Annotated in this window: 12 protein-coding genes and 1 pseudogene; 5 read left to right on the top strand and 8 right to left on the bottom strand. The window is 70.1% G+C overall.

The annotated features are described in order from the left end of the window. Positions 1 to 76: 76 nt before the first annotated feature. The 3 genes from ADL22_RS10015 to ADL22_RS10025 form a co-directional block, all read right to left on the bottom strand. The gene (locus ADL22_RS10015) at positions 77 to 916 is read right to left on the bottom strand and encodes a hypothetical protein (RefSeq protein WP_066975932.1); all 840 of its coding nucleotides are present in this window, start codon (positions 914 to 916) and stop codon (positions 77 to 79) included. Then, a complete protein-coding gene (locus ADL22_RS10020) occupies positions 913 to 5,559 on the bottom strand; it encodes an AAA domain-containing protein (RefSeq protein WP_079063988.1) in 4,647 nt (1,548 codons plus the stop codon). The genes ADL22_RS10015 and ADL22_RS10020 overlap by 4 nt, the downstream gene beginning before the upstream one ends. 1,108 nt (positions 5,560 to 6,667) lie before the next feature. After that, entirely contained in the window at positions 6,668 to 8,197 is a 1,530-nt protein-coding gene (locus tag ADL22_RS10025; protein ID WP_066975937.1) for a helix-turn-helix domain-containing protein, read from the bottom strand. 112 nt (positions 8,198 to 8,309) lie between these two features. Here ADL22_RS10025 and ADL22_RS10030 point away from each other — a divergent pair, with 112 nt between their 5' ends. Then, complete coding sequence (locus ADL22_RS10030) at positions 8,310 to 9,305, top strand: DUF1648 domain-containing protein (RefSeq protein WP_066975939.1); 996 nt, start codon at positions 8,310 to 8,312, stop codon at positions 9,303 to 9,305. A 1-nt stretch (position 9,306) separates the two neighbouring features. Next, positions 9,307 to 9,666, top strand: coding sequence for a GntR family transcriptional regulator (locus ADL22_RS10035; RefSeq protein WP_066975941.1), 360 nt, complete (start codon positions 9,307 to 9,309; stop codon positions 9,664 to 9,666). 100 nt (positions 9,667 to 9,766) lie between these two features. Here ADL22_RS10035 and ADL22_RS10040 read toward each other — a convergent pair whose 3' ends face one another. From ADL22_RS10040 to ADL22_RS10050, 3 genes and pseudogenes are all read right to left on the bottom strand, one after another. Then, a complete protein-coding gene (locus tag ADL22_RS10040) occupies positions 9,767 to 10,417 on the bottom strand; it encodes a hypothetical protein (RefSeq protein WP_079063991.1) in 651 nt (216 codons plus the stop codon). A 260-nt stretch (positions 10,418 to 10,677) separates the two neighbouring features. Beyond that, positions 10,678 to 11,337 (bottom strand): DUF1707 SHOCT-like domain-containing protein, encoded by a 660-nt coding sequence (locus ADL22_RS10045; RefSeq protein WP_066975944.1) that lies wholly within the window; start codon positions 11,335 to 11,337, stop codon positions 10,678 to 10,680. Positions 11,338 to 11,862: 525 nt separating this feature from the next. Next, positions 11,863 to 12,592, bottom strand: a pseudogene (locus ADL22_RS10050) (dienelactone hydrolase family protein). A gap of 563 nt (positions 12,593 to 13,155) precedes the next feature. Between ADL22_RS10050 and acnA the strand changes: the two are divergent. Beyond that, positions 13,156 to 15,870: an aconitate hydratase AcnA gene (gene acnA / locus ADL22_RS10055; protein ID WP_066975946.1), complete on the top strand. Its 2,715-nt coding sequence runs from the start codon at positions 13,156 to 13,158 to the stop codon at positions 15,868 to 15,870. A gap of 116 nt (positions 15,871 to 15,986) precedes the next feature. On the opposite strand, the gene ADL22_RS10060 is transcribed toward acnA, so the two are convergent. Continuing rightward, positions 15,987 to 16,943 carry an FG-GAP repeat domain-containing protein gene (locus ADL22_RS10060; RefSeq protein ID WP_066975948.1) on the bottom strand — a complete coding sequence of 319 codons (957 nt, stop codon included), beginning with the start codon at positions 16,941 to 16,943 and terminating at the stop codon, positions 15,987 to 15,989. 82 nt (positions 16,944 to 17,025) lie between these two features. Then, positions 17,026 to 20,412, bottom strand: coding sequence for a GH92 family glycosyl hydrolase (locus tag ADL22_RS10065; protein WP_066975949.1), 3,387 nt, complete (start codon positions 20,410 to 20,412; stop codon positions 17,026 to 17,028). 543 nt (positions 20,413 to 20,955) lie between these two features. Here ADL22_RS10065 and ngcE point away from each other — a divergent pair. Then, complete coding sequence (ngcE, locus tag ADL22_RS10070; protein ID WP_066975951.1) at positions 20,956 to 22,392, top strand: N-acetylglucosamine/diacetylchitobiose ABC transporter substrate-binding protein; 1,437 nt, start codon at positions 20,956 to 20,958, stop codon at positions 22,390 to 22,392. 61 nt (positions 22,393 to 22,453) lie between these two features. Beyond that, positions 22,454 to 23,377, top strand: coding sequence for a carbohydrate ABC transporter permease (locus ADL22_RS10075; protein WP_066975953.1), 924 nt, complete (start codon positions 22,454 to 22,456; stop codon positions 23,375 to 23,377).

The raw sequence follows: 23,377 nt of genomic DNA on the forward strand, positions 1-23,377 counted from the left end.
GGGCATTCGAAGGCGGGACTTGAGCGCGTGGGCGAATGTGCGGACGTGTCTGCACATCCGCCCACGGAGAATTCGGTCAGGCAGCCTTTTGCTGAGAGTCGGCGAGGTCGTTCAGGACCGCGTTCACCACGGGCCAGCACATGTCCAGCGTGTCGCGATCGGGCGCGTGCGCCTCGCGGATTTCGGCGCGCGGGTGGACGAAGTTCCGGTACCTGCGCAGCTCATGGCAGAAGCGCTCGACATCGGCGCCGATCCAGCCGGAGTCATGGCAGGTCTTGATCAAGGTGTCCAGGTTCACCCGGTCCGGAGACGTCCGGCCGAGGAGCGAAGCATCGCGTTCCTGCACCACATGCACCAGCACGCCTTCGAGAAGGCTGCCGAGCATGATGATCGCGGCCACATGGGCCCCGTTGGCGTAGCACGTGCGTGCCTCGTCCAAGCGGTGCTGGAGCAGTGCCGCCATGGTCCGGTCTCTGATGAGGTCCGTCATGACTGCCCTGAGCTCGACCGGGCCCTGGCTACCCGGGTGGGCGAGAGAGGGATCGCAGGGGACGACGCGGGGGCGCCCGCCGGGGTTCTCCAGGCGCGCTCCCTCGTGAACGAGGAAGGCGTTGACCGCGGTGATGACGGCGGGGAGCTGGTCGGGTTCGTCGAGGTACTCGCGGGGGTCGGCGAGTCGGAGCAGGACCTTCTCCAGCTCGGTGGGATCCTCCCGGCGCTCGGTGAGCCGGGCGAGGGTCCACTGCCTGCGGTACTCGCCGTCGTACTCCGGCACCCGCTGCCAACCGGCGTGCTCCAGGAACCGGGCGATCTCGAAGCCCTTGCGGTAGTAGAGATTGTCGTCACCGCAGATGACGCGGGACAGTTCCTCGAGCGTATTGGCGTCCAAGATGCCGAGCGGGGGCTGCGGGGTCATGCCGGGCCTTCCGTCCTTTCGTTGGCTTCGTCTTCTTCGGTCGTGGTGAGCGCAGCGGTGGGATCCGTGAGGTCGGGGCCGTCCGGGGAGTCCGCCGCGCCCTCCGCCGGATCCTCATCGGCGGAGAGATCGAGCGGTGTCCAGGGCGCGCCGCTCGATGCGGCACCCGACCGCGTTCGTCCGCCGGCGCCACCGAAGTCGGCCGGGTGGATTCCCAGCCGGTCCAGCTCTCCCCACAGGCCGGCCAGTGCTTCATCGGGGTCGAATCGGAACTCGCTCTCCCGGATGCGCCAGAACGTCCAGCCCACGCGCTGCAGTTCGCGGTCGCGTCGCTGATCGTGCCGGATCTGCTCGGGCGTCGAGTGGTACCGGTCGCCGTCGCACTCCACGGCCAGACGCCCTCGTGCGCCCACGACAACGAGGTCGATGCGTTTGTTTCCGGCCGGGTACTGCGGGATGACGTGATATCCGCGACCCTTGACGCGCAGATAGACCTCCTGCTCGAAGAGCGATTCAAAGGGTTTCTGCGGAATCGTGCTCGACACTTCTCCGATGTCGTCCGCGTCGGCGAGCGCGGCGGGCGGATTCTCCATGTACGCGAGGAGGTTGAGCCGGAGGTCTTCCTTCTTGAGGCGGTCCGGTGGGACCGAGTAGAAGAGCCGCATCTGGTCCTGCGCGCGGGAGGCGGCGACGTTGTAAGCCTGCTGTTCGCTGCGCGCACCGCCCGCGATGCGGGGAGGCTCGGTGACCACCATCGACAGCAGGATGACGTGCCGTTCGTCACCCTGGAACGAAGCAGGGTTGCCCACACGGATCCGGTGGCGCTCGCGTACCGGTGCCGGGATACGCTCGTTGATCAGCTGTTCCAGGAGTTTCACCTGGCCGACCGGGCCCTGGAGCGTGATCACGCCCATGGTCTTGTCCCGGTAGGCGGGATCCTCCACGAGCTGGGCCAGACAATCCGCGATGGCCTCGGCCTCCTTCTGGTTGCGGAGTCGGCTGTCGCGCCCCTGGGCGACAGCCCCCTCGACGAAGTGCGTCACGAGCGGATCGAGGCGCTCGCCCCCGTACTGGCGCAGCGGCTGCAGCTTGTTGTTGTAGAAGGTCTGAGAGGACCAGCCGATGATCTCCGGCATGCACCGGAAGTGCTCCTCCAGCCGGATCACATTCGGGAAGAACGTGGACAGCAGCTGATACAGATTGGTGGCGGGGCCGTAGAGCGTGCGCAAGGCGGGCTTCATGTCAGGAAGGTGGGAGACCAACCGGTCATGGATCGCCTGGTGCCGGCCCATGGCGCTGAGCGCGGGCGCGCACTGCTTGTCGTCACCGACGACGATCACGCGGGGCGCGAGCCACAGCAGGAACAGCGCGTCCATACCGGCCTGGCTGGCCTCGTCGATGATGACGACGTCGAACGCGTCCCGCTTGGGAAGCACCGTCTCGGCCACCCGGGAGATGGGCATGACCCATGCGGGTACCGCGCCTTGCGCCATCCTCATGGCATCGTTCGCTGCGGCACGGTAACGGCCCGCGTTGCGGCTCTTCCCCTTGCCGAGCGAGGCCATGTGGTTGCGGTACGCCTGGAGTGCGGACCGCTGCTCCTGCGTCATGCGCTTCAGACACAGCAACCGACCGGACATGGCGGCGAGCTCGCCGGTGATGTCTTCGAGATTCCGCTCGTACTGGGCCAGTTCCCCCTCGAGCCGGCGTTCTCGTCCACACGTGCGCTGGCGGTTGACGAACGCGGAGGCCACCGCCCAGGCCCATGCCTCGGCAAGCGAGGTCAGCCGTGCCTCCCATGCCGGGTCACCGGGATCCCGCGTCAGCTGATCGGCGAGCAAGGGATGGGCTCTGCGCAAGCCGTCCAGCAGCACGCCGCAGCGCCGCCGGCGGTCCTCCCGGTGGTGCGCCTCCCGCAACGCGTCGAGTTCCTTGGCGTAGCGGTCGATGTCCTGCTCACGAATCGCCACGGCGGCAGCCAGCGCTTCGGCGGCGGGGTGGGAACCTTCCACCGGTGCGCGGAGTCGCTCCTCCCACTCGGCCAACTGAGCCGTGGCCTCGTCTGCCGCCCGCCGACCGGCGAGTGCCGCAAGGGCATCGGTGAAGTCCTGCCACGCCGCGCGGGAAGTGAGAGCAACGTGCAGGCCGTGACGTACAAGGAGTTCGTCGATGCGCTCACGGGCAGCGCCGAAGGCATTGATGTGGTCAAGGCGCGCGTATGCCTCGGTGAGAGCGGCTAGGCGGAGCTCCACCGGTCCTTCCGCTATGGGAACTCCGACGTGGGACCATCGCTCCGCGAGCGTGGCCACCACGCAATAGGCACCCAGGTGGGCAAGGACGGCATCGAGATCCTCCAGCGTCTCGGGCGAGTGGCCGTTCACCTTGCAGGTGTCGAGGAGTTCTTGGGCCGCCTTTTGCGCCTTTGCGGCACGGAAGCGGCCACGGCGGCGCAGTTTCCCGCCCGTGGCGAGATACTCCCGGAGTGCGGATCCCGTAGCGAGCATCGCGTCGGCTTGCTCAGCGGAAAGCGGTTCCGGCACGGTGACGCGCTTCATGCCCTGTTTGTCGAACTGCTCGGAGATTTCGGCGAGTTGTTCCGCAAGAGCGGTGACGCGCTGCCAGAGAGCGGCGTTCTCGCGGGAAAGGCGGTCCGAAAGCGCCTTGGTGGTCCACCGCTCCGTATCCCACTGGCCGGCCGACGGCGGCAGACCGAGGTGGTGCAGGGCCGTGCGACAGTCGCCCACGAGTGACGTCAGCTGGTCGGTGAGGGCGGCGTCGGTCCGCGCGAGGTCATCCCGCATGCCCACCGCCTCGTCGGACAGGCCGTCATCGGTGATATGGCCGGCTCCGAGGGCCTGGGCCAGCTCCTCAGGAGAAGGCAGGGTGTCCGGGTCCGGCAGAGTGCCGCCCGCGCGGGGCTCTGCCGCGCCATCGCGCAGCAGGCTCAGCAATTCTGCCGCCTGGGCGGGGGAGAGCGGGGGAACGGACGAGGTCGGTCCGTCGTCCGGGACCACACCGATCCAGGAGTGCCGTTCGGCGTTCTCGCGGACGCGCCGCACGATCGCGGCGAGGGTGCCGACGTAACCGGGGGCGATTTCCGGGTGCCGGTAGACCTCCGCCTCCCTCAGCGCGATCACTTCCTCGGTGAGCGTGCTGATCCGTCCCCGCACCTCTTCCCGGCGTGCGGAGAGCCGGCGGATCTCGTCCTCCAGCTGTTCGGGGTCGCTGGCGGCGACCTGGTCGGTCAGGGCGTTGATCGTGCGTTCCAGTTCGCTTGCGCCGTCCTGCCGCGCGGAGCTGAGCAGGAGGACGCACAGATCCCGCACGGCAGGCGGAAGCTTGTCCCGAAGGACGGTGAGCGCCTGGTCGCGTGCGCTGGTGACCAGCACCCTCTGCCCCTGGGCCACCAGCGCGGACACCAAGTTGGCGATCGTGTGGGTCTTGCCGGTACCGGGCGGGCCTTGCACCACCACGCCTGTCTCGTGCTCAAGCCGCCGCAGGACGCTCCGCTGCCGTTCGTTGGTTTTCCCCGGGAAGAGCGGGTCGTCCCCGAAGAGGGGCGGAATCTCGCGGCCATCCCAGTTCACACGTTCCTCGGCGCTCAACGTCATCACCAGCTGAGCCAGCGCCAGGGGCGCGTGCCCTTCCGAGGCCACGCTGTCCGCGATGCGGTCGTAGAAGGACAGCAGGGCGTTTCGGTCTCGCGGGCGCAGGACAAGCGCCGGCGCGTAGGTGAGCCGGGCGCCTACCTCCGGCTCACGTGGCGGCTGCCACTCGGCGCTGAACGCCACCGGACGCTGCAGTACGCGCTCCTGCCATTGGGCCAGCTGCTCCAGGGTCTCCGAAGCGAGCAGGTGCAGTGACAGGGCGGCGATCTCCTCCGAGAGGGCGGCCGAGCGCTCCGGAGCCCAGCCGTCATCGGTGTCGAGAAACGCCTGATCTTCGAGTCGTACGGCTCCTTCCGCCATGAGCCGGACCGTCAGCCGGGCGGTCTTGCGGTCCACCGAAGTCTCGACCCGATGGGTGAGCAGGTGTCGGTGGACGGTGTCACCACGCGGGTCGCTCCAGGTCAGCAACCCGGCGGCCAGGACGAGTTCGAGCTGATCGTCTTGCTGGGTCAGCTTCTGATGCCAATGGTAGAGCTGCTCGTACAGCTCGCGAAGAGGCCGTTCCGCGCGCTCTCGCTCTGCCCAGCGCCGCCATCGATCAAGCCACGGACCGTAAGCCCGCAGCACTTCCGCCGCCTCGTCACGGCGGATGGTGTGATCTTCCGCCTCCTCCCACCACTGGCGATCGTCTGCGGCCCGCACCAGCTCTCGCCCAGGTCCCTCGGTCGCGAGCGGCGGGTCACCGCCGTCCGCGTCCTGGCACCGTTCCGCGGATACCCACCCGTCCAACACCTCCGGCAGGGGCGGCGGCGCCGCCTGCGGAACATGCTCGAGCGTGAGCAACAGGCCATCGATCCGGTCCGACGGGCGTCGCACAGAGGCGGGCAAGTTCGCCAGCCACAGGCGTTCCCGTGAGCGGCGGTCGTCGCGTAGGCGGTTGTGGCTGCTCTGCACAACCTCTTTGAGAAATCCGATCAGCCCGGCGGTCTGACCGATGGCATCAGGATGGTTCGCGGCACGTTGCGGCTCGTTCACCTTGCTCCCCTCGGCTCGTGGCGAACGTTTCAGGATGGGGGCGACCGTCCACGGCGGCAATGCTTTCCAGGAGAATGGCGCGATGTAATCCCCTGTGCGTTTTCTCGTCTCGGCGCCAGTCGGCAGTCGGCAGCTGAATGGGCGTCTTTGCCCATACCGCTTCCACCGAATCGGAAGGGGCACTGGAGCGCCTATCGAAATCTGCTGATGTGCTGTCGAATAAATCAAGCCAGGAAGACGCTCCGCAATGGCGCGTGAGACCGTCGAAGAGGCCGCCGAGGAGGATGGCCGGACGCTCCAGGGCGTTCGTCGTCGGCGTCCGCGGCGGGCCAGGTGCGCTGGCCTCACTGACACCTCGAGCATGTCGGCCCCGCAAAGCCGCTGCCCTCGTCCTCGTCGGCGACAGGTCCTCCTGCTTCACCAGCGCCGACCGCTGTCCCGATGGCGGCCTCAGGGTCAATCGTCGACTCAGCGTGAAGAGTCGACGTCGTAGGCCGGCAATTAGACGCTTAATTGTGTTACTCGGTAACCTTCGGCTGGTTACCCGAATGAACCGCGCAGGGGGATTGACGTGTGGTATTGCGAACGCCATGAACTGCACAACTGTGCTGAATGCGCTCCAGGGCACCGCACACCCAGTGCCAGTGACCCTTTTATCGTGAGCGGATCGGCATGGAGTGGTTGGCCGAAGGGGGCAATCATTATCCATAAGCGGGGCAAAGCGCACCTACCCGGCTGTTTTCACCTCAGTGTCAGCCATATCCAGGCCCCGATGTTCGGCTGGGTTTCCGAACCCACTCCGGGAGCGTGGCGACGGCTGTCGGCCACCAACCCGCTCCGGGCGACCGAGGGCAACACCAGCCTTGCCGCGGTCAGTCGTTGCGAGACGTGTGACGCCGCGCAATAAGTCCTGCCCAAGCGCTGTCGCCCGATGCGTCCAACCGCGGATCACACCTTGACCTGCTGGCCTAAAGAGCCGCCGCCAAGAGGACCGCACTCGCGCCGACGATGCCGTCGCGGCCGGTGAGGCGACGCGCATGCGGCTAGCGCTCCTCACCGGCCGCTGCCGGTCCTGGCCAACCGCCACAGGTGCGGCCGTACCCGCGAGTCAGATGTCCCGAAAGATCTCGATCTGAGCCCCGATGGAGTTGAGGCGGGCGGCGAGGTCCTCGTAGCCGCGGTTGATGACGTAGACGTTGCGGAGGACGGAGGTGCCCTCGGCGGCCATCATGGCGAGGAGGACGACGACGGCCGGGCGGAGGGCGGGGGGGCACATCATCTCGGCGGAGCGCCAGCGGGTGGGGCCGTCGACCAGGACGCGGTGCGGGTCGAGGAGTTTGACCTGGGCGCCGAGGCGGGTGAGGTCGGTGAGGTAGATGGCGCGGTTGTCGTAGACCCAGTCGTGGATGAGGGTCTGGCCCTGGGCGGTGGCGGCGATGGCCGCGAAGAAGGGGACGTTGTCGATGTTCAGGCCCGGGAACGGCATCGGGTGGATCTTGTCGAGGGGGGCCTGGAGCTTGGAGGGGCGCACGGTCAGGTCGACCAGGCGGGTGCGGCCGTTGTCCGCGCGGTATTCGGCGCCGCGCTCGTGGTCCAGGCCCATCTCCTCCAGGACGGCCAGCTCGATCTCCAGGAACTCCACCGGCACCCGGCGGATGGTGAGTTCGGACTCGGTGACGACGGCAGCCGCCAGCAGGCTCATCGCCTCGACCGGGTCCTCGGACGGCGCGAAGTCGACGTCGCGGTCGATGCGGGGCGTGCCGTGGACGGTGAGCGTGGTGGTGCCGATGCCGTCGACCCGGACGCCCAGCTCCTCCAGGAAGAAGCAGAGGTCCTGGACCATGTAGTTGGAGGAGGCGTTGCGGATGACCGTGACGCCGTCGTGCCGGGCGGCGGCCAGCAGGGCGTTCTCGGTGACGGTGTCGCCGCGTTCGGTCAGGACGATCGCGCGCTTGGGGACGACGCTCCGGTCCACCTCGGCGAGGTACGTGCCGTCGGTCGCCGTGACCTCCAGGCCGAAGTGGCGCAGCGCGGTCAGGTGCGGGGTGACGGTCCGCGTGCCGAGGTCGCAGCCGCCGGCGTAGGGCAGCTTGAAGTGGTCCATCCGGTGCAGCAGCGGGCCGAGGAACATGATGACGCTGCGGGTGCGCCGCGCCGCCTCCATGTCCATGGCGTTCAGGTCGAGTTGGGCCGGCGGCACGATCTCCAGGTCGTTGCCGTCGTTGATCCAGCGGGTGCGGACGCCGATGCTGCCCAGCACCTCCAGGATGCGGTACACCTCCTCAATCCGGGCCACCCGGCGCAGCGTTGTCCGGCCCGCGTTGAGCAGCGTCGCGCAGAGCAGCGCGACACAGGCGTTCTTGCTCGTCTTGACGTCGATGCTGCCGGACAGCCGGCGTCCGCCGACCACCCGCAGATGCATCGGTCCGGCGTATCCGAGCGAGACGATTTCACTGTCCAGGGCTTCACCGATGCGGGCGATCATCTCAAGGCTGATGTTCTGGTTGCCGCGCTCGATGCGGTTGACCGCACTCTGGCTGGTGCCGAGCGCCTCGGCGAGCTGCGCCTGTGTCCAGCCACGGTGTTGCCGGGCGTCACGGATGAGCCTGCCGATGCGTACGAGGTAGTCGTCTGCCATGGGGTGACCGTATCTCAGATATGAGATGGGTGCGTTGTGGGGGCGGTGCGGCCCTTCCGGGGGTTGGTGTCGCGTGGTTGTTCTCGTACTATGCGAACAACTGGAGGTTGATGTGAAGCGATTCCCGTCGTCTGCGTCGTCTGCCCCGTCCGCGCGCGTCCATCCCCGGGGGTGGCTCGCCGCCTTACCGTTCCTGGTCGTCACCCTGGTCCTGGGCGGGCTCTACGCGGGCACCGCCGGGCGGCTGCCGGAGCGGCTGGCCACCCACTTCGGGCCCGATGGCCGGCCGGACGGCTACTCCTCGGCGCCGGGCTTCCTGCTGGCGTGCCTGGCGGTCCTGCTCGTCCTCGGCATCGGCTTCAGCGTGCCGGCCCGCTTCCCGATGGCCCCGCCGAACGGGCGCCTGCTGGTCGCGACGGCCTACTTCACCGCCCCGGTGCTCGGTTACCCGGCGGCCCTGGTGCTCCTCGGGAACGCCGGTGCCGGTGCCCCGGACGCGGTCCGGCTGCCCGCCTGGCAGATGGCCGCGGTGCTGGCGGGCGGCGCCGTCCTCGGCGGTCTGGGCTGGCTGCTGGCCGGTGCGGATCCGGCGCGACGGCCCGCGGCGTCCGGGCCGGCCGGCCGCCTGGACCTGCCCGCCGGCGTCCGGGCCGGCTGGTCGCGTACCGTCAGCTCGCTCCCGCTGGCCGCCCTCGCCCTGGTGACGGTGTGCGGCGGCGCCGTCCTCGGGGCGCGCGCCGGGTGGGTCGGCGGGGCGGTCCTGATCCTCGGGGGCGTATCGGTCGGCGTCCACTGCTCCGTGCGGGTGACGGTGGACCGGCGCGGCCTGACCCTCACCCCGGCGCTGCTGCCCGTACCGCTGCGCCGGATTCCGCTGGCGAAGGTCGCGGAGGCGACCAGCCGCCGGATCTCCGCGCTCGCCGAGTACGGTGGCTGGGGCTACCGCGTCCGGCCCGGCGGCAGCGGTCTGCTGCTCCGTTCGGGTGAGGCGCTGGTGCTGCGGCTCACCAGCGGCCGGGAGTTCGTGGTGACGGTCGACGACGCCGCCACCGCCGCCGCCCTGCTCAACACCTGCCTGGACCGCCGGCGGTCCGGAGAAGGGGACTGACATGCTCTTCCGCGTCGACCCCGGCTCGGCCGTCCCGCTCGGCGACCAGATCGCCGCCTCGGTGCGCGGCGCCCTCGCCGACGGGTCCGTACGGGCCGGTGAACGGCTCCCCGCCGCCCGCGCCCTCGCCGCCTCGCTCGGCGTCAACGTCCATACGGTGCTGCGCGGTTACCAGCGGCTGCGGGAGGAGGGGCTGATCGAACTCCGCCGCGGCCGCGGCGCGGTCGTCACCGGCACCGCCTCCCCGGGCCGCGCCCGCCTCGGCGAGGCCGCCCAGCGCCTGATCGCCGAGGCCCGCGACCTCGGTATGTCCGATGAGGAGATCGTGGGGGTGGTGCGGATGGGGCTGACGGGGCGATGAGGACGGGGTCGGTGTGCCCGGTGCGCCCGGTGCGCCTGACGGGCCCGGTGCGCGCGGTGTGCCCGCGGGGCTCCTAGCGGGCCAGCGGGCCAACGGGCCGTCAGGCCACGCCCGGCCCCGCCTCGGCCCCACGCAACCCCTCCGCCCCGGCGGACCCGGCGGACTCTGCAGTCCCGGCCGCCCGCCGCCGCCGGTAGTAGTGCACCGTGAGCAGCCCCAGCAGCGGCCCCCACGCGGCCAGCGGCCAGTACGCGGCGTAGAAGACGAGGTCCTGCCAACCGCGCGTTACCGCACCGAGGTTGACGGAGCCGTTGATCTGGCGGCCGAGGGTGATCATCGTCATCGCGTACGGCCAGAGCAGGGTGTTCGCCGTCGCGCCCAGGCCGGCCGGGATGACCGCCGCGAGGATCGGCACCCGGCGGCCGCCCAACACCGGGATCCACCGGGGCCACACCTCGCCCCACTCGCTGACCAGGCCGACCGCCAGGAACGCCAGCGCCTCGCTGACCGCGCTCAGCGCGATGACGTACCACCACTCGCCGCCGAACCACGCCGGCGGCGGGCTGCCGTCCGCCGGGGGCGCCATGAGCGGCAGCCGCAGGTCGACGCCGAGAATCCGCCAGAGCCCGGCCGGCAGCACCGTCAGCGGGGTGGCGTACGCGGCCCACACGGCCCAGCGGGGGACGCCCGCCGCCGTCCGGCCGTGCAACCGGGCGGCAAGGGTGCGGGCAGTTGTACGGCTAGCGGTCATGGGAAGCCTCCTGGTGCGAACGGCCGGCGGGCGGGGCCGGTGCGGCCGTGCCGCCGACCCGGTGGGCGGCGCTCGGCCCGTTCAAACATCGCGGAGGTGCGGGGGCGGCACATCCACCCCGGGAATGGGGGGCTTCAGCCTCGCGGGGGAGGGAAGCGGTCCGTAAGGCGGTAGGTAAGGCGATACGCAAGGCGGCCCGTGAGGACGACGGAGCGCCCCGAAGCGCCCGCCCGCCTCCTCCCCCCCCGCACCAGCAGGCGTCAGTTCCCCGCCGAATCGGCCGCCGGCCTGCGCCGCAGCCACTGCCCGAACGTCCGGCGCGGGGGCCGCACCACCACCTTGCCGTGCGCCTTCCGGCCGACCAGCTCCACGCGCAGCCTGGTCGGTGTGCCCAAAGGCGCCGGTACGCGGTGGTGCCTGAGCTTGCAGTGGACCAGGGTCAGGCCGTCGGTATCGACCTCGATGCCCGGCCCGGTGACCAGCGTCAGGGTCTTCCCGCCCATGGCCACGTCGATCCGCAGGGTGTCCTGGGTGATCACGGCCTCGGTGAGGTCCAGCGTCACATCGCACCAGGAGACCGCGAGCTCCAGCCGCCGCGGCAGCATCCAGCGGCCCGTCCGCTCGATCCGGCCGCTGAACGCCTGCTCGATCCGGACGACGTCCTTCACTTCCGCCGCCGTACCGCCCGCGGTGGCCGGCGCGGCCGGCAGATCGGCGGTGAGCACGGCCAGTTCGCCCAGGGTCCGCGCCGACAGGGCGGCTTCCAGGCGCTCGTCCAGCTCGTCCGCGGTCAGCAGCCCGTCCCCGGCCGCGATGCGCAGGACGTCCACCACCCGGTCGCGGTCGGCGTGCGACGCCCGCAGCCCGGGCGGCGAGCCGGGGGCGGAGCGCTTCCCGGCGGGCGCGTTCTCTGCTGACATGCTTCCGTCCTGGTCCCCTCGAACGTCTCCGCGCGACGCGGGCAGCGGCGCGAGGAGCAGAATAACGCTATATCGCGATACAGGTGAGGTCCCTGCCGGCCTCGTGCCAACAACCGTGTCCGGTGCGGCGGTTCGCGATGCGGTGCACTCCGGTGGCGGCCGTACGTCACCGGGGTGACCCGGCTCGAAAGCGCCGAGTGGCCCACCCCTCGAAGCCCGCCCCGCCCCCGCGGCACTCCCCACCCACTGTCCTGTCTCAGCGAAGGTAGTCGCTGTGGACTCCGCTGACCTGCGGGGACTGGATCGGCTGAGGCAGCCATCGCGGCCTGGGATGCTCCGCTTGCCGGGGACGCGGCGACGGCGAGCGAGCGATTCGGCCGTGCCGGCCGAGAGTTCCCGGACGGCGTCGGGCTGCTCGCCGGCCGGCCGGCGTTCGGTGGCCGGGCGGGCCGACGGGTCAGTCACGTCGGCATCGGTGCGGCCCGCCCAGCCGTCTGCTTCAGGTTCGGTTTCCGAGCCGGAGCTTCAGTCGCTGGCCAGTGTGCGGTTGAGGAGGGGGAGCAGGCGGTCCCAGTGGCGCCGCAGTCCGGCGGGGTCCAAGGCGTCGGTGTCGGACATGGTGAACCCGTGGACGGTGCCTGGGCAGATCTCGGAGGTGTAGCCGACACCCGCGGCGTCCAGGGCCCGGTTGAGCTCGCCCAGGGCCTCGGGCGTCAGGTCGCTCTCGGCGTGGCCGAAGTGGACCTGGGCGGTGAGGCCGGCGAGAGCATCGGGCCCGTCCGCGCCCACGGGGCCGTGGAACGCGGCGACGGCGGCCACCTGCCCGGGGTGGGCCGAGGCGGTGCGCACCGCCAGGAGGCCGCCTGTGCAGTAGCCGGTCACCGCGACCGGTCCGGCGGCGACCTCGGGCTGGGCGGTGAGGAACGTGAGGTAGGCGTCGGCGTCGCTCAGGACACGTTCGGCGGTGTGCGCCTCGATCAAGGGCATCAACTGGGCCGTCAGCGCCGGCCGGGCCTCTTCTCCGATGTGCTCGGGAAGGCCGATCACCGGTGCCGGGCCGTGCCGGTGGAAGAGGTTCGGAACGAGCACGTACGTGCCCGGCCAGTTCACGGGCCATCTCCCGCAGCACCGGCCGGATGCCGAAGCCGTCCGGGTACATCAGTACCCCTGGGTGCTGGTCGCCGTGGTCCGGGAAGGGGGCGAAGGCGTCGGCCTGGCCGTCCGCGGTGGGAATCCGAAGCGTCTTGGCGGGCATGAACTCTCCTGTCGTGGTTGATGTGTGGAGCCTGTGATCAACACGACGGAGGCGGAGCCCGCGCGGCAGCGGCGGATCCTCGACCGAGTAGCGGGCCCGCATCGGCCCGTACGGCGCTCAGAAGGGCACCGGGTCGCCAATCCGTGTGTGGCGCAATGCCGTCCCGGTATTCATAACCGCACAGCCTGACCCGCCGGGCAGAGGCCGTCGCCGCGCCGGGTTGGGGCTGACCTGGACGGCCGGTCTTCCGCGAAACACAGTCCAGCGGCGGACGTCGCTGCCGCTGACCTACGGCGTCCGCATACGACAGCTCGACGTACGGGGCCGAACGGCTGGGTTCGCCGAGTGAACGCCTCGATCGGATGAGAGCGGTCAACCCACGTCACGGCATGACCTCGCACCGGCGATGTACTAGAGTTATCTCGACATCGAGATATCTGCCGGGAGGCGTACCGGGGTCTCGCTGGTAAGGCGTACCTAACTTAGGCATACCTCAGCGGATCGGCAAGGACCTGTGACGGCAGGATTGCGGTGGTACGCGCGAAATCATGAAGGAGACTGTCGTGTCGGCGAACAGCTTCGACGCCCGCAGCACGCTGCAGGTGGGCGACGAGTCGTACGAGATCTTCAGGCTGGACAAGGTCGAGGGCTCGGCCCGTCTGCCCTACAGCCTCAAGGTGCTGCTGGAGAACCTGCTCCGCACCGAGGACGGCGCCAATATCACCGCCGACCACATCCGGGCGCTCGGCAACTGGGACTCGCAGGCGCAGCCCAGCCAGGAGATCCAGTTCACGCCGGCCCGCGTGATCATGCAGGACTTCACCGGTGTGCCGTGCGTCGTGGACCTGGCGACCATGCGCGAGGCCGTGAAGGAGCTGGGCGGCGACCCGGCGAAGATCAACCCGCTGGCGCCGGCCGAGCTGGTCATCGACCACTCCGTCATCGCCGACAAGTTCGGCACCCGCGAGGCGTTCAAGGAGAACGTGGAGCTGGAGTACGGCCGCAACCGCGAGCGGTACCAGTTCCTGCGCTGGGGCCAGACCGCGTTCGACGAGTTCAAGGTCGTACCGCCGGGCACCGGCATCGTGCACCAGGTCAACATCGAGCACCTGGCCCGTACGGTCATGGTCCGCGGCGGCCAGGCGTACCCGGACACCCTCGTCGGCACCGACTCGCACACCACCATGGTCAACGGCCTCGGTGTGCTGGGCTGGGGCGTCGGCGGCATCGAGGCCGAGGCCGCGATGCTCGGCCAGCCGGTCTCCATGCTGATCCCGCGGGTCGTCGGCTTCAAGCTCACCGGTGAGCTGCAGCCCGGCACCACCGCCACCGACCTGGTGCTCACCATCACCGAGATGCTGCGCAAGCACGGTGTGGTCGGCAAGTTCGTGGAGTTCTACGGCGAGGGCGTGGCCGCCACGTCGCTGGCCAACCGCGCCACCATCGGCAACATGTCGCCGGAGTTCGGCTCCACCGCCGCGATCTTCCCGATCGACGACGAGACCCTCAACTACCTGCGCCTGACCGGCCGCAGCGACCAGCAGGTCGCGCTGGTCGAGGCGTACGCCAAGCAGCAGGGCCTCTGGCTGGACCCGAAGGCCGAGCCGGACTTCTCCGAGAAGCTCGAGCTGGACCTCTCGACGGTCGTCCCCTCGATCGCCGGCCCGAAGCGCCCGCAGGACCGCATCGAGCTGTCCAAGGCCGCCGAGCAGTTCAAGCTGGACGTCCGCAACTACGTGGACTCCGTCGACGAGGCGGGCATGGAGTCCTTCCCGGCCTCCGACGCGCCGGCCTGCCACAACGGCGTGCCGACCAACCCGGTCCCGGTCACCGCCCCCGACGGCACCACCTACGAGCTGGACCACGGCGCGGTCACCGTCGCGGCCATCACCTCCTGCACCAACACCTCGAACCCGTACGTCATGGTCGCCGCCGCGCTGGTGGCCAAGAAGGCGGTCGAGAAGGGCCTGACCCGCAAGCCGTGGGTGAAGACCACGCTGGCGCCCGGCTCCAAGGTCGTCACCGACTACTTCGAGAAGGCGGGCCTGACCCCGTACCTCGACAAGGTCGGCTTCAACCTCGTCGGCTACGGCTGCACCACCTGCATCGGCAACTCCGGCCCGCTGCCGGAGGAGGTCTCCAAGGCCGTCAACGACCACGACCTGGCCGTGACCTCGGTGCTCTCCGGCAACCGCAACTTCGAGGGCCGGATCAACCCCGACGTCAAGATGAACTACCTGGCGTCCCCGCCGCTGGTCGTCGCGTACGCCCTGGCCGGCTCCATGAAGGTGGACATCACCAAGGAGGCGCTGGGCACCGACCAGGACGGCAACCCGGTCCACCTCAAGGACATCTGGCCGACCGAGGCCGAGGTCAACGAGGTGGTCGCCAGCGCCATCGGCGAGGACATGTTCAGCAAGTCCTACTCCGACGTCTTCGCCGGCGACGCCCAGTGGCAGGCGCTGCCGATCCCGACCGGCAACACCTTCGAGTGGGACCCGGAGTCCACCTACGTCCGCAAGCCCCCGTACTTCGAGGGCATGCAGATGGACCCGGCGCCGGTCCAGGACATCTCCGGCGCGCGGGTGCTGGCCAAGCTGGGCGACTCGGTCACCACCGACCACATCTCCCCGGCCGGCGCCATCAAGGCCGACACCCCGGCCGGCCAGTACCTCACCGAGCACGGTGTGGAGCGCCGCGACTTCAACTCCTACGGTTCCCGCCGTGGCAACCACGAGGTGATGATCCGCGGGACGTTCGCCAACATCCGCCTGCGCAACCAGATCGCGCCGGGCACCGAGGGCGGCTACACCCGCGACTTCACCCAGGACGGCGCCCCGGTGTCGTTCATCTACGACGCCTCGCAGAACTACCAGGCCGCCGGCATCCCGCTGGTCGTCCTGGCGGGCAAGGAGTACGGCTCCGGCTCGTCCCGCGACTGGGCGGCCAAGGGCACCGCGCTGCTCGGCGTCAAGGCCGTCATCGCCGAGTCCTACGAGCGCATCCACCGCTCCAACCTCATCGGCATGGGCGTGCTGCCGCTGCAGTTCCCCGAGGGCGCCTCGGCGCAGTCGCTCGGCCTGACCGGCGAGGAGACCTTCTCCATCTCCGGTGTCACCGAGCTGAACGAGGGCACCACGCCGCGCACGGTCAAGGTCAGCACCGACACCGGCGTCGAGTTCGACGCGGTGGTCCGCATCGACACCCCCGGTGAGGCGGACTACTACCGCAACGGCGGCATCATGCAGTACGTGCTGCGCAGCCTGATCCGCAAGTAAGCGGCAGGGCACGGGCAACGACCGAGGGCCGCACTCCCGGAAAGGGGGTGCGGCCCTCGTGGCGTTCCCTGGTCACCGGGGCCCGGCCGACGGTTGCCGGCCGGGCCCCGGACCGGTCAGGAGAACAGCCGGGTGTAGGTGTTCCAGCCGGTGCCGATCTGGACGCGCGCCTTGTACGGGCTCGCGGCGTCGCCGGTGCCGTAGTAGGCGAAGAGGCGGCCGGAGGTGTCCCGGGCCAGGAAGTCGGTCTTCCCGTCGAGGTTCAGGTCGCCGGTGGAGACCAGGGCGTTGTAGCCGCCCCAGCCGGTGCCGATCTTCTGGCGGGCCGAGAACGGCGCGGTGCGGTCACCGGTGCCCTTGTAGAGGTACAGGTCACCGGTGGACTTCTCGCGGGCGATGATGTCGGCCTTGCCGTCGCCCGTCAGGTCGCCCTTGCCGGCGATCTGGTCGTAGATCTGCCAGCCGCCGCCGATCTTGGTGCGGGCGGTGACCTTGCCGTCGGCGTAGCCGAGGTAGAGCCACAGCACGCCGCTGCGGTCGCGGGCGATGATGTCGTAGGGCTGAGCGCCGCCGAGGTTGCCGGGGGCGAGCACCTTGTCGTAGATCTGCCAGCCGCCACCGATGGTGGTGGTGTTGGTGTCGTCGCTGTAGGTCAGGCCCCCGCTGGGGTCCCACAGCCAGACCGCGTCGGGGTTGCCGTCGCCGTCGTTGTCCAGCGACTGCTGGTTGAGCCGGACGTCGCCGAGGTCGTCGATCTTCTCACGGGCGGTCAGGCCGCCGTTGCCGTCCGGCGAGTAGACGTACGTGCCGTTGGCGGAGTCCACGCCGAAGAGCGGGAAGACCGGGTCCGCCGCGGTGGGGTTCGCGGTGGTGCCGGTGGTGGCGCCGGTGATGGCCTGGGGGGCCTTGGCCGGGGCCTTGGGGGCCGCCTGGACGGCGTTCCGGGCGGCCGCGCCCGGGGAGTTTGCCGCGACGGCCGTGCCGGCGGCCGTGCCGGCGAGCGCGACGGCGATGGCCGCGGTGGCGAGGCGGGACAGGGCGCGTCCGCGCGTGCGGCCGGAGAGTATTGCCACGTAGTTCTCCGTGTGGGTATCGGGATGGGTCCGGGAGCGCGACGGCGCGCCCCCAAGGGGGCGCGCCGCGATGCTCCGGAGGTCAGGATCTTTTCACGGCCTTTTCACCTGTCAATACGTTTGGCGGAGCGGCCAGAAGCTCGACTTCGGCCAGTACAACCTTTTGCCGCGAGACCAATCGGTAATGGCGGAACGAACCCGGCGAACGGATCGAGAAGACCCGCGTCTGGCGGTCCCAGGCGAAGGACTGGCCCGTCCTTCTGTCCAGCTCCGTCCAGCTTGTTCCGTCCTGTGATCCTTCCAACACCCAGCCGTCCGGCGCCCGCGAGCGGTCCGCCGAGGTGAGCGTGTACCGCACCGCCCGGACCGGCCCGGCCACCGGCAGCTCCACCGACGCGAACTCCGCGGCGGTGGCCGAGGAGTCGTCGAAGAGCGGGCCGGCCGGCGTGGTGGCGTCCTGAGGCGGCGCCGGCACCCGGTCGTCCCGGGCGATGGAGGACGGCGCGGCGTCCGGCCCGGTGCCCCAGGCGGACGGGCGCGGCCCCATGGCGAACTCCAGCGTCCCGCCGCGGGACAGCAGCGCGTGCGGCAGCGCGGTCGAGTTCCACGGCTTCCCGTTCACCCGCAGGCCCTGGACGTAGACGTTCCGGGCGCTGTTGCGCGGTGCGCTGATCACCAGGTCGCGGCCGTTCTCCAGATGGACGGTGGCCCGGGTGAACAGCGGGGAGCCCACCGCGTACTCGCCCTGCCCCATCACCAGCGGATAGAAGCCCAGGGCGCTGAAGACGTACCACGCGGACATCTCGCCGTTGTCCTCGTCGCCCGGATACCCCTGCCCGATCTCGCTGCCCAGATAGAGCCGGGACAGCACCTCGCGCACCTTGGCCTGCGTCGCGTACGGCCGCCCGGCCGCGTCGTAGAGGTAGGCGATGTGGTGCGCGGGCTGGTTGCTGTGCCCGTACATCCCCATCCGCACATCGCGCGCCTCGGTCATCTCGTGGATGACCTGGCCGTACGAGCCGGCGAACCGCTGCTCCGCGGTCTCCGGCGTGCCGAAGTAGGCGTCCAGCTTCTTCGCCAGGCCGGCCCGGCCGCCGTAGAGGGCGGCCAGTCCGCGGGTGTCCTGCGGGGCGGCGAAGGCGAACGTCCAGGCGTTGGTCTCGGTGTAGTCGTGGCCCCAGACCCGGGGGTCGAAGCGGTCCGGGGGCAGCCGCCAGGCGCCGTTCGCGTCCCGGCCCTGGAAGAAGCCCACGCGGGTGTCGAAGAGCCGGACGTAGTTCTGCGCCCGGTCCAGGAAGTATTCCGACTCCTCCTTGTAGCGCGGGTTGTGCGTCCGCGCGTAGAGGGCCTGTCCCATCCGGGCGATGCCGAAGTCGTTGAGATAGCCCTCCAGCGCCCAGGACGCGCCCTCGCGGGTGTCGGTGGAGGCGTAGCCGAGGAACGGCGCGGTGGTCATGCCCTTGCGGCCCACTCCGGGAGACGGCGGGGCGACGGTGGCGTTCTTCACGGCCGCCTCGTACGCCGCCGCCGCGTCGAACCGCACGCCCTTGACGTAGGCGTCGGCGAACGCGATATCGGAGCTGGTGCCGGTCATCAGGTCCGCGTAGCCGGGCGAGGACCAGCGGGAGATCCAGCCGCCGTCCTTGTACTGCTGGACGAACCCGTCCGCCATCCGCCCGGCCCGCCCCGGGGTGAGCAGGGAGTAGGCGGGCCAGGTGGTGCGGTAGGTGTCCCAGAAGCCGTTGTTGACGTACACCGCGCCGTCCACGATCCTCGCGCCGGTGTGCGTGGGGGTGTCCGGGCCGGCCGGCGGGGAGAACGGACTGGCGTAGCGGACGCGCGAACCGACCTGCTCCGAACCGGAGTTGGGGTAGAGGTAGAGCCGGTAGAGGCTGGAGTAGAGGGTGGTCAGCTGGTCGCGGGTGGCCCCCCGCACCTCGATCCGGCCCAGGAGGGCGTCCCACTGCGCGCGGGCCCGGGCGGCGGCGGTGGCGAAGGACGTGCCGCGCGGGATCTCCCGGGCGAGGTTGGCCTTGGCCTGCTCCACGCCGATCAGCGAGGTGGCCAGCCGCAGCGTCACCGTGCGGTCCGCGCCCGGCCGCAGCTTCAGATAGCCGGTGACGTGCGGGCCGCCGCCCCCGGCGAGCCGCCCGCTCGCGGTGACCGGCGCGTCCACCTCGCCGTAGACGAACAGCCGGGTGGCGCCGGCCGACAGCCCGCTGCGGACGTCGGAGTAGCCGGTGACCACCCCGCGCTCCGGGTCCAGGGTGAGGCCGCCCTTGTCGTTGACGTTGTCGAAGAGGAGGTTGGCGGCGGCGCCGGGGAAGGTGAAGCGCAGCAGCGCGGCGTGGTCGGCGGGCGCGATCTCGGCCCGCAGGCCGTTGTCGAAGGTGACGCCGTAGCGGTACGGCCGCGCGGACTCGTTCTCGTGGTGGAACGGCAGCGCCCGGCCGGTCCGCGAGGCGTCCGGGGTGCCGGCCGCCACCGACGGCATCACCTGGAAGGTCTGCCGGTCGCCCATCCACGGGCTCGGCTCGTGGCTGGCGCCGAACGCCTGGAGGGTGGGGAGGTTGTCGGCGTTGTTGCGGCGGGCGTACTCGTACAGCCAGTCGGTGGAGCCGGCGTTCGTGACCGGCGTCCAGAAGGTGAAGCCGTTGGGGACGGCGGTGGCGGGGAAGGTGTTGCCGCGCGAGAAGCCGCCGCTGGAGAGCGTGCCGCGGGTGGTGACGGCGTAGTCGGAGAGGTGTGCGAGGGGTTTCTCCGGGGCGCGCGGGCCGATCGCGAGGTCGTCGAGCCAGCCGCGGAAGGCGGGGGCGGTGCGCGGCGCCCGGGGCGCGTCGTAGCCGAGCAGGATCCGGGCGATGGTCTTGCCGGCGGCGACCGCGCCGATCCGGGACTCCCGGGCGTTCCACTGGTTGGCGTAGAACGTCTTGGCAGCGGCCTGGCCCTGCGGGGTCAGCGGGGCGCCGTTCTGATCCGTTGCGCCCAGGTCGCTCAGATACGTCCCGTCCGTGAAGGCCAGGTCCACCGCGATATGGGTCGCCGGGTAGTCCAGGTCGGTCTCGGCCAGCTCCGGGAAGACCTTGTACGCGAGCGTGGTCGCCGGGGTGACGGGGATGCGCACCGCGAAGAGCTTGTTGTACGCGTACGCCCGGCCGGCCGCGGTGTGGGTGCCGGCGTAGCGCAGCGCGTGGGTGCCGGTGAAGCCGGCGTGCGGTTTCGCGGTGGGGGAGGAGTCCGGGCCGCTGCCGGGCGCGGTGCTCATACCGGGCGCGGCCGGGGTGGTCGCGGGGGTCACGCCGGAGGTGCGGGGGCGGCCGTCCGGGCCGGTCTCGGCGGTGTCGGTCCAGTCCGGCGCGGGCTGGCCGGCCTCGAAGGAGGTGTGGAAGCCGATCGCGCCGGCCGGGGGCGGCGGTGGGGCGGCGCGGGCGGCGCCGGGAGCGGTGAGGACGAGCAGGGCGGCCGCCACGAGAGCGGCGGCGGGGCGGGCGATCCTGTGCCGTGGACGGTGCCGGTGTGGGTGCCGGGGTCTGTGCCGCACGCGGGCCCTCTCAACGGGGTTGACATCGTTGTCAGTTGCGTCGTGCAGAGATAAGTAAGGGGCGCGGCGGGGTGTGTGTCAAGGGTGCGGAGGGGGGCGGGGGCGGCCGTGTCGCGCGGGCCGGGGCGGGGGCCGCGCTCCGGCCCGTACTCCGCCCGCGCTCCGCCCGCGCTCCGGGAACAGGCCGTACGCCGCGCATACCGCCGAGGTCTCAACTAGGGAAAGACTCCCGCCCAACCCGGTACCCGATCTTGCCCGTTCGGCCGGAAGTGGACTATACCTGTCGGCGACCGAAACCGGCCGCCGAGCGCCTTGGCCGGAATCCGGGGGGAAAGCACGGCGGAAACGGAATTCTCCGCCTTTCCCTGGCTCGCCCGGTGCACATCCCGTACAACTCAGCTTCATCTGACCCGCGGTGCCGGGGTGGCTCCGGTACACCGCCTGAGTCCTGAAGAAGGCGAGGACTTGAGCATGGGATCCACCTCTGACGTAGGCCGCCGCGATCTGGTCAAGCGGGCGGCGGCCCTGGGAATTCTCTCCGTACCGGCCATCGGCGCCCTGACGTCCTGCGCCACCGGCGGCGGTGGCGGCGGCGACGACTCCGGCGCGAAGAACAAGGGCGCGACCTCGGCACAGAATCCGCTCGGGGTGAAGAAGGGCGTGCCGATGGAGGCGTTCATCTTCAAGGGCGGCCTGGGCGACGACTACGCCAAGGACGCCGAGGCCGACTACAACAGAACCTACGGCACCACCGTCCGGCACACCGGCACCCAGCAGATCGGCCCGAAACTCCAGCCGCGCTTCGCCGGCGGCAATCCGCCCGATCTGATCGACAACTCCGGCGCCGACCACCTGGACATGAACAAGCTGTCCGCACAGGGGCAGTTGCAGGACCTCACCGCGCTGCTCGACGCGCCCTCGCTGGACGACCCGAAGAAGAAGGTCCGGGACACCCTCTATCCCAGCACCATCGAAAAGGGCAAGCACAAGGACGCGTTCGACGTCTTCTACTACGCCTTCACCGTCTACGGTACGTGGTATTCCACCAAGCTCCTGAAGGACCGGGGCTGGACGTATCCCACCTCCTTCGACGAGATGCTGGCGCTCTGCGCGGAGATCAAGAAGGCCGGCCTCGCGCCCTGGACGTACCCCGGGAAATACCCGTACTACGTCCACTTCAACATCTTCGCGCAGATCGCCAAGATCGGCGGTCTGGACAAGTGGATCGCCATCGACAACCTCGAACCGAACGCCTGGACCTCCAACGACGCGGTCAAGCAGGTCATCGGCCACTACGAGGAACTGGCCGCCAAGGGGTATTTCCTGGAGGGCAGCCAGGGCCTGACGCACATTCAGTCGCAGACCGCCTGGACCCGCGGCAAGGCGGTCTTCATCCCCAACGGCTCCTGGGTGGAGAACGAGGCCGCGCCCACCACCCCGGCCGACTTCGGCATGGCGGTCGGCGCGCTCCTCGACGGCGGCAGCGGCGACCGGATGCCGCACGGCACCCTGCGCGCCGAGCCCAGCGAGCCGTTCATCGTCGCCAAGGGCGGCAAGAACCCGGTCGGCGCGATGGAACTCCTGCGCATTCTGGTCTCCCGGAAGCACGCGCAGAATTTCGCCACCAAGGTCAAGTCGCTCACCGCCGTCCAGGGCGCGACCGACGGAATGCGGCTCTCACCGGGGCTCGCGTCCGCCGCCCAGGCCGTCAAGGCCGGCGGGAAGAACCTCCTGATGATCCAGCTCCAGGAGTGGTATCCGAAGCTGACCGACGAAAAGCTCGGCGGCCTCACCAGCCAGCTGCTCACCGGTGAACTGAAGGCCGCCGACTGGATCAAGAAGGCCCAGCAATACGCGGACGAGGTCGCCAAGGACGATTCGGTCACCAAGTTCCACCGCGCTTCCTGACCGGATTCCCGGCCGGGATTCCGGCCATGTGCCACCGCTGACGAGGGAGGGCCGGGGAGCGATGCGCCACGGCAAGTACCGATTCATCGTGGGGTTCCTGGCCCTGCCTCTGCTGATCTACGGGATCTTCGTGATCTCGCCGTTCGTCCAGGCGTTCCAGATATCCACCACGGAATGGAGCGGCCTGCGCGGCACCGCCAAGAGCGTCGGGCTGGCCAACTACACCAAACTCCTGCACAGCGACGAATTCTGGAACGCGCTCGGCCACAACATCGTGATGCTGGTGGCGGTGCCGATCGCCACGCTGGCGCTCGGCCTCTTCTTCGCCTTCATGCTGAACGTCGGCGGCCGGGCCCGGCGCGGCGCGGTCGTCACCGGCGTCCGCGGCGCGGCGTTCTACAAATTCGTCTATTTCTTCCCGCAGGTCATCTCGATCACCATCATCTCGGTGATCTGGTTCAACATCTACAATCCCGATCCGCACGACGGCATGCTCAACTCGCTGCTCGGCGCGGTCGGTCTGCATTCCTTCCAGAGCGCCTGGCTGGGGGAGGGGAGCCTGGCGCTGGTCTGCATCATGGTGGTGATGGTGTGGGCCAATGTCGGCTTCTACGTGGTGCTGTTCTCCGCCGCCATGGCCTCCATACCCCGGGAGATCTACGAGGCCGCGCTGCTGGACGGCGCCGGCCGCTCGCACACCTTCTTCCGGATCACCCTGCCGCTGCTGTGGGACACCGTGCAGACGGGCTGGGTCTACATGGGAATCATCGCGATGGACGCCTTCGCGCTGGTGCAGATCATGTCGGTCAACATGGGCGGTCCGGACGGCGCGACCGACGTCGTCCCGCTCCGCCTCTACCTCACCGCCTTCCGCGACAGCCAGTTCGGCTACGCGGCCGCGATGGGCGTGGCGATGCTCGTCGTCACGCTGCTGTTCGCCGTCCTCACGATGCGCTTCGCGCGCCGTGAGCGGATCGAGTTCTAG

It is taken from the genome of Streptomyces sp. NRRL F-4489 (assembly GCF_001509485.1).
Classification (GTDB): domain Bacteria; phylum Actinomycetota; class Actinomycetes; order Streptomycetales; family Streptomycetaceae; genus Streptomyces.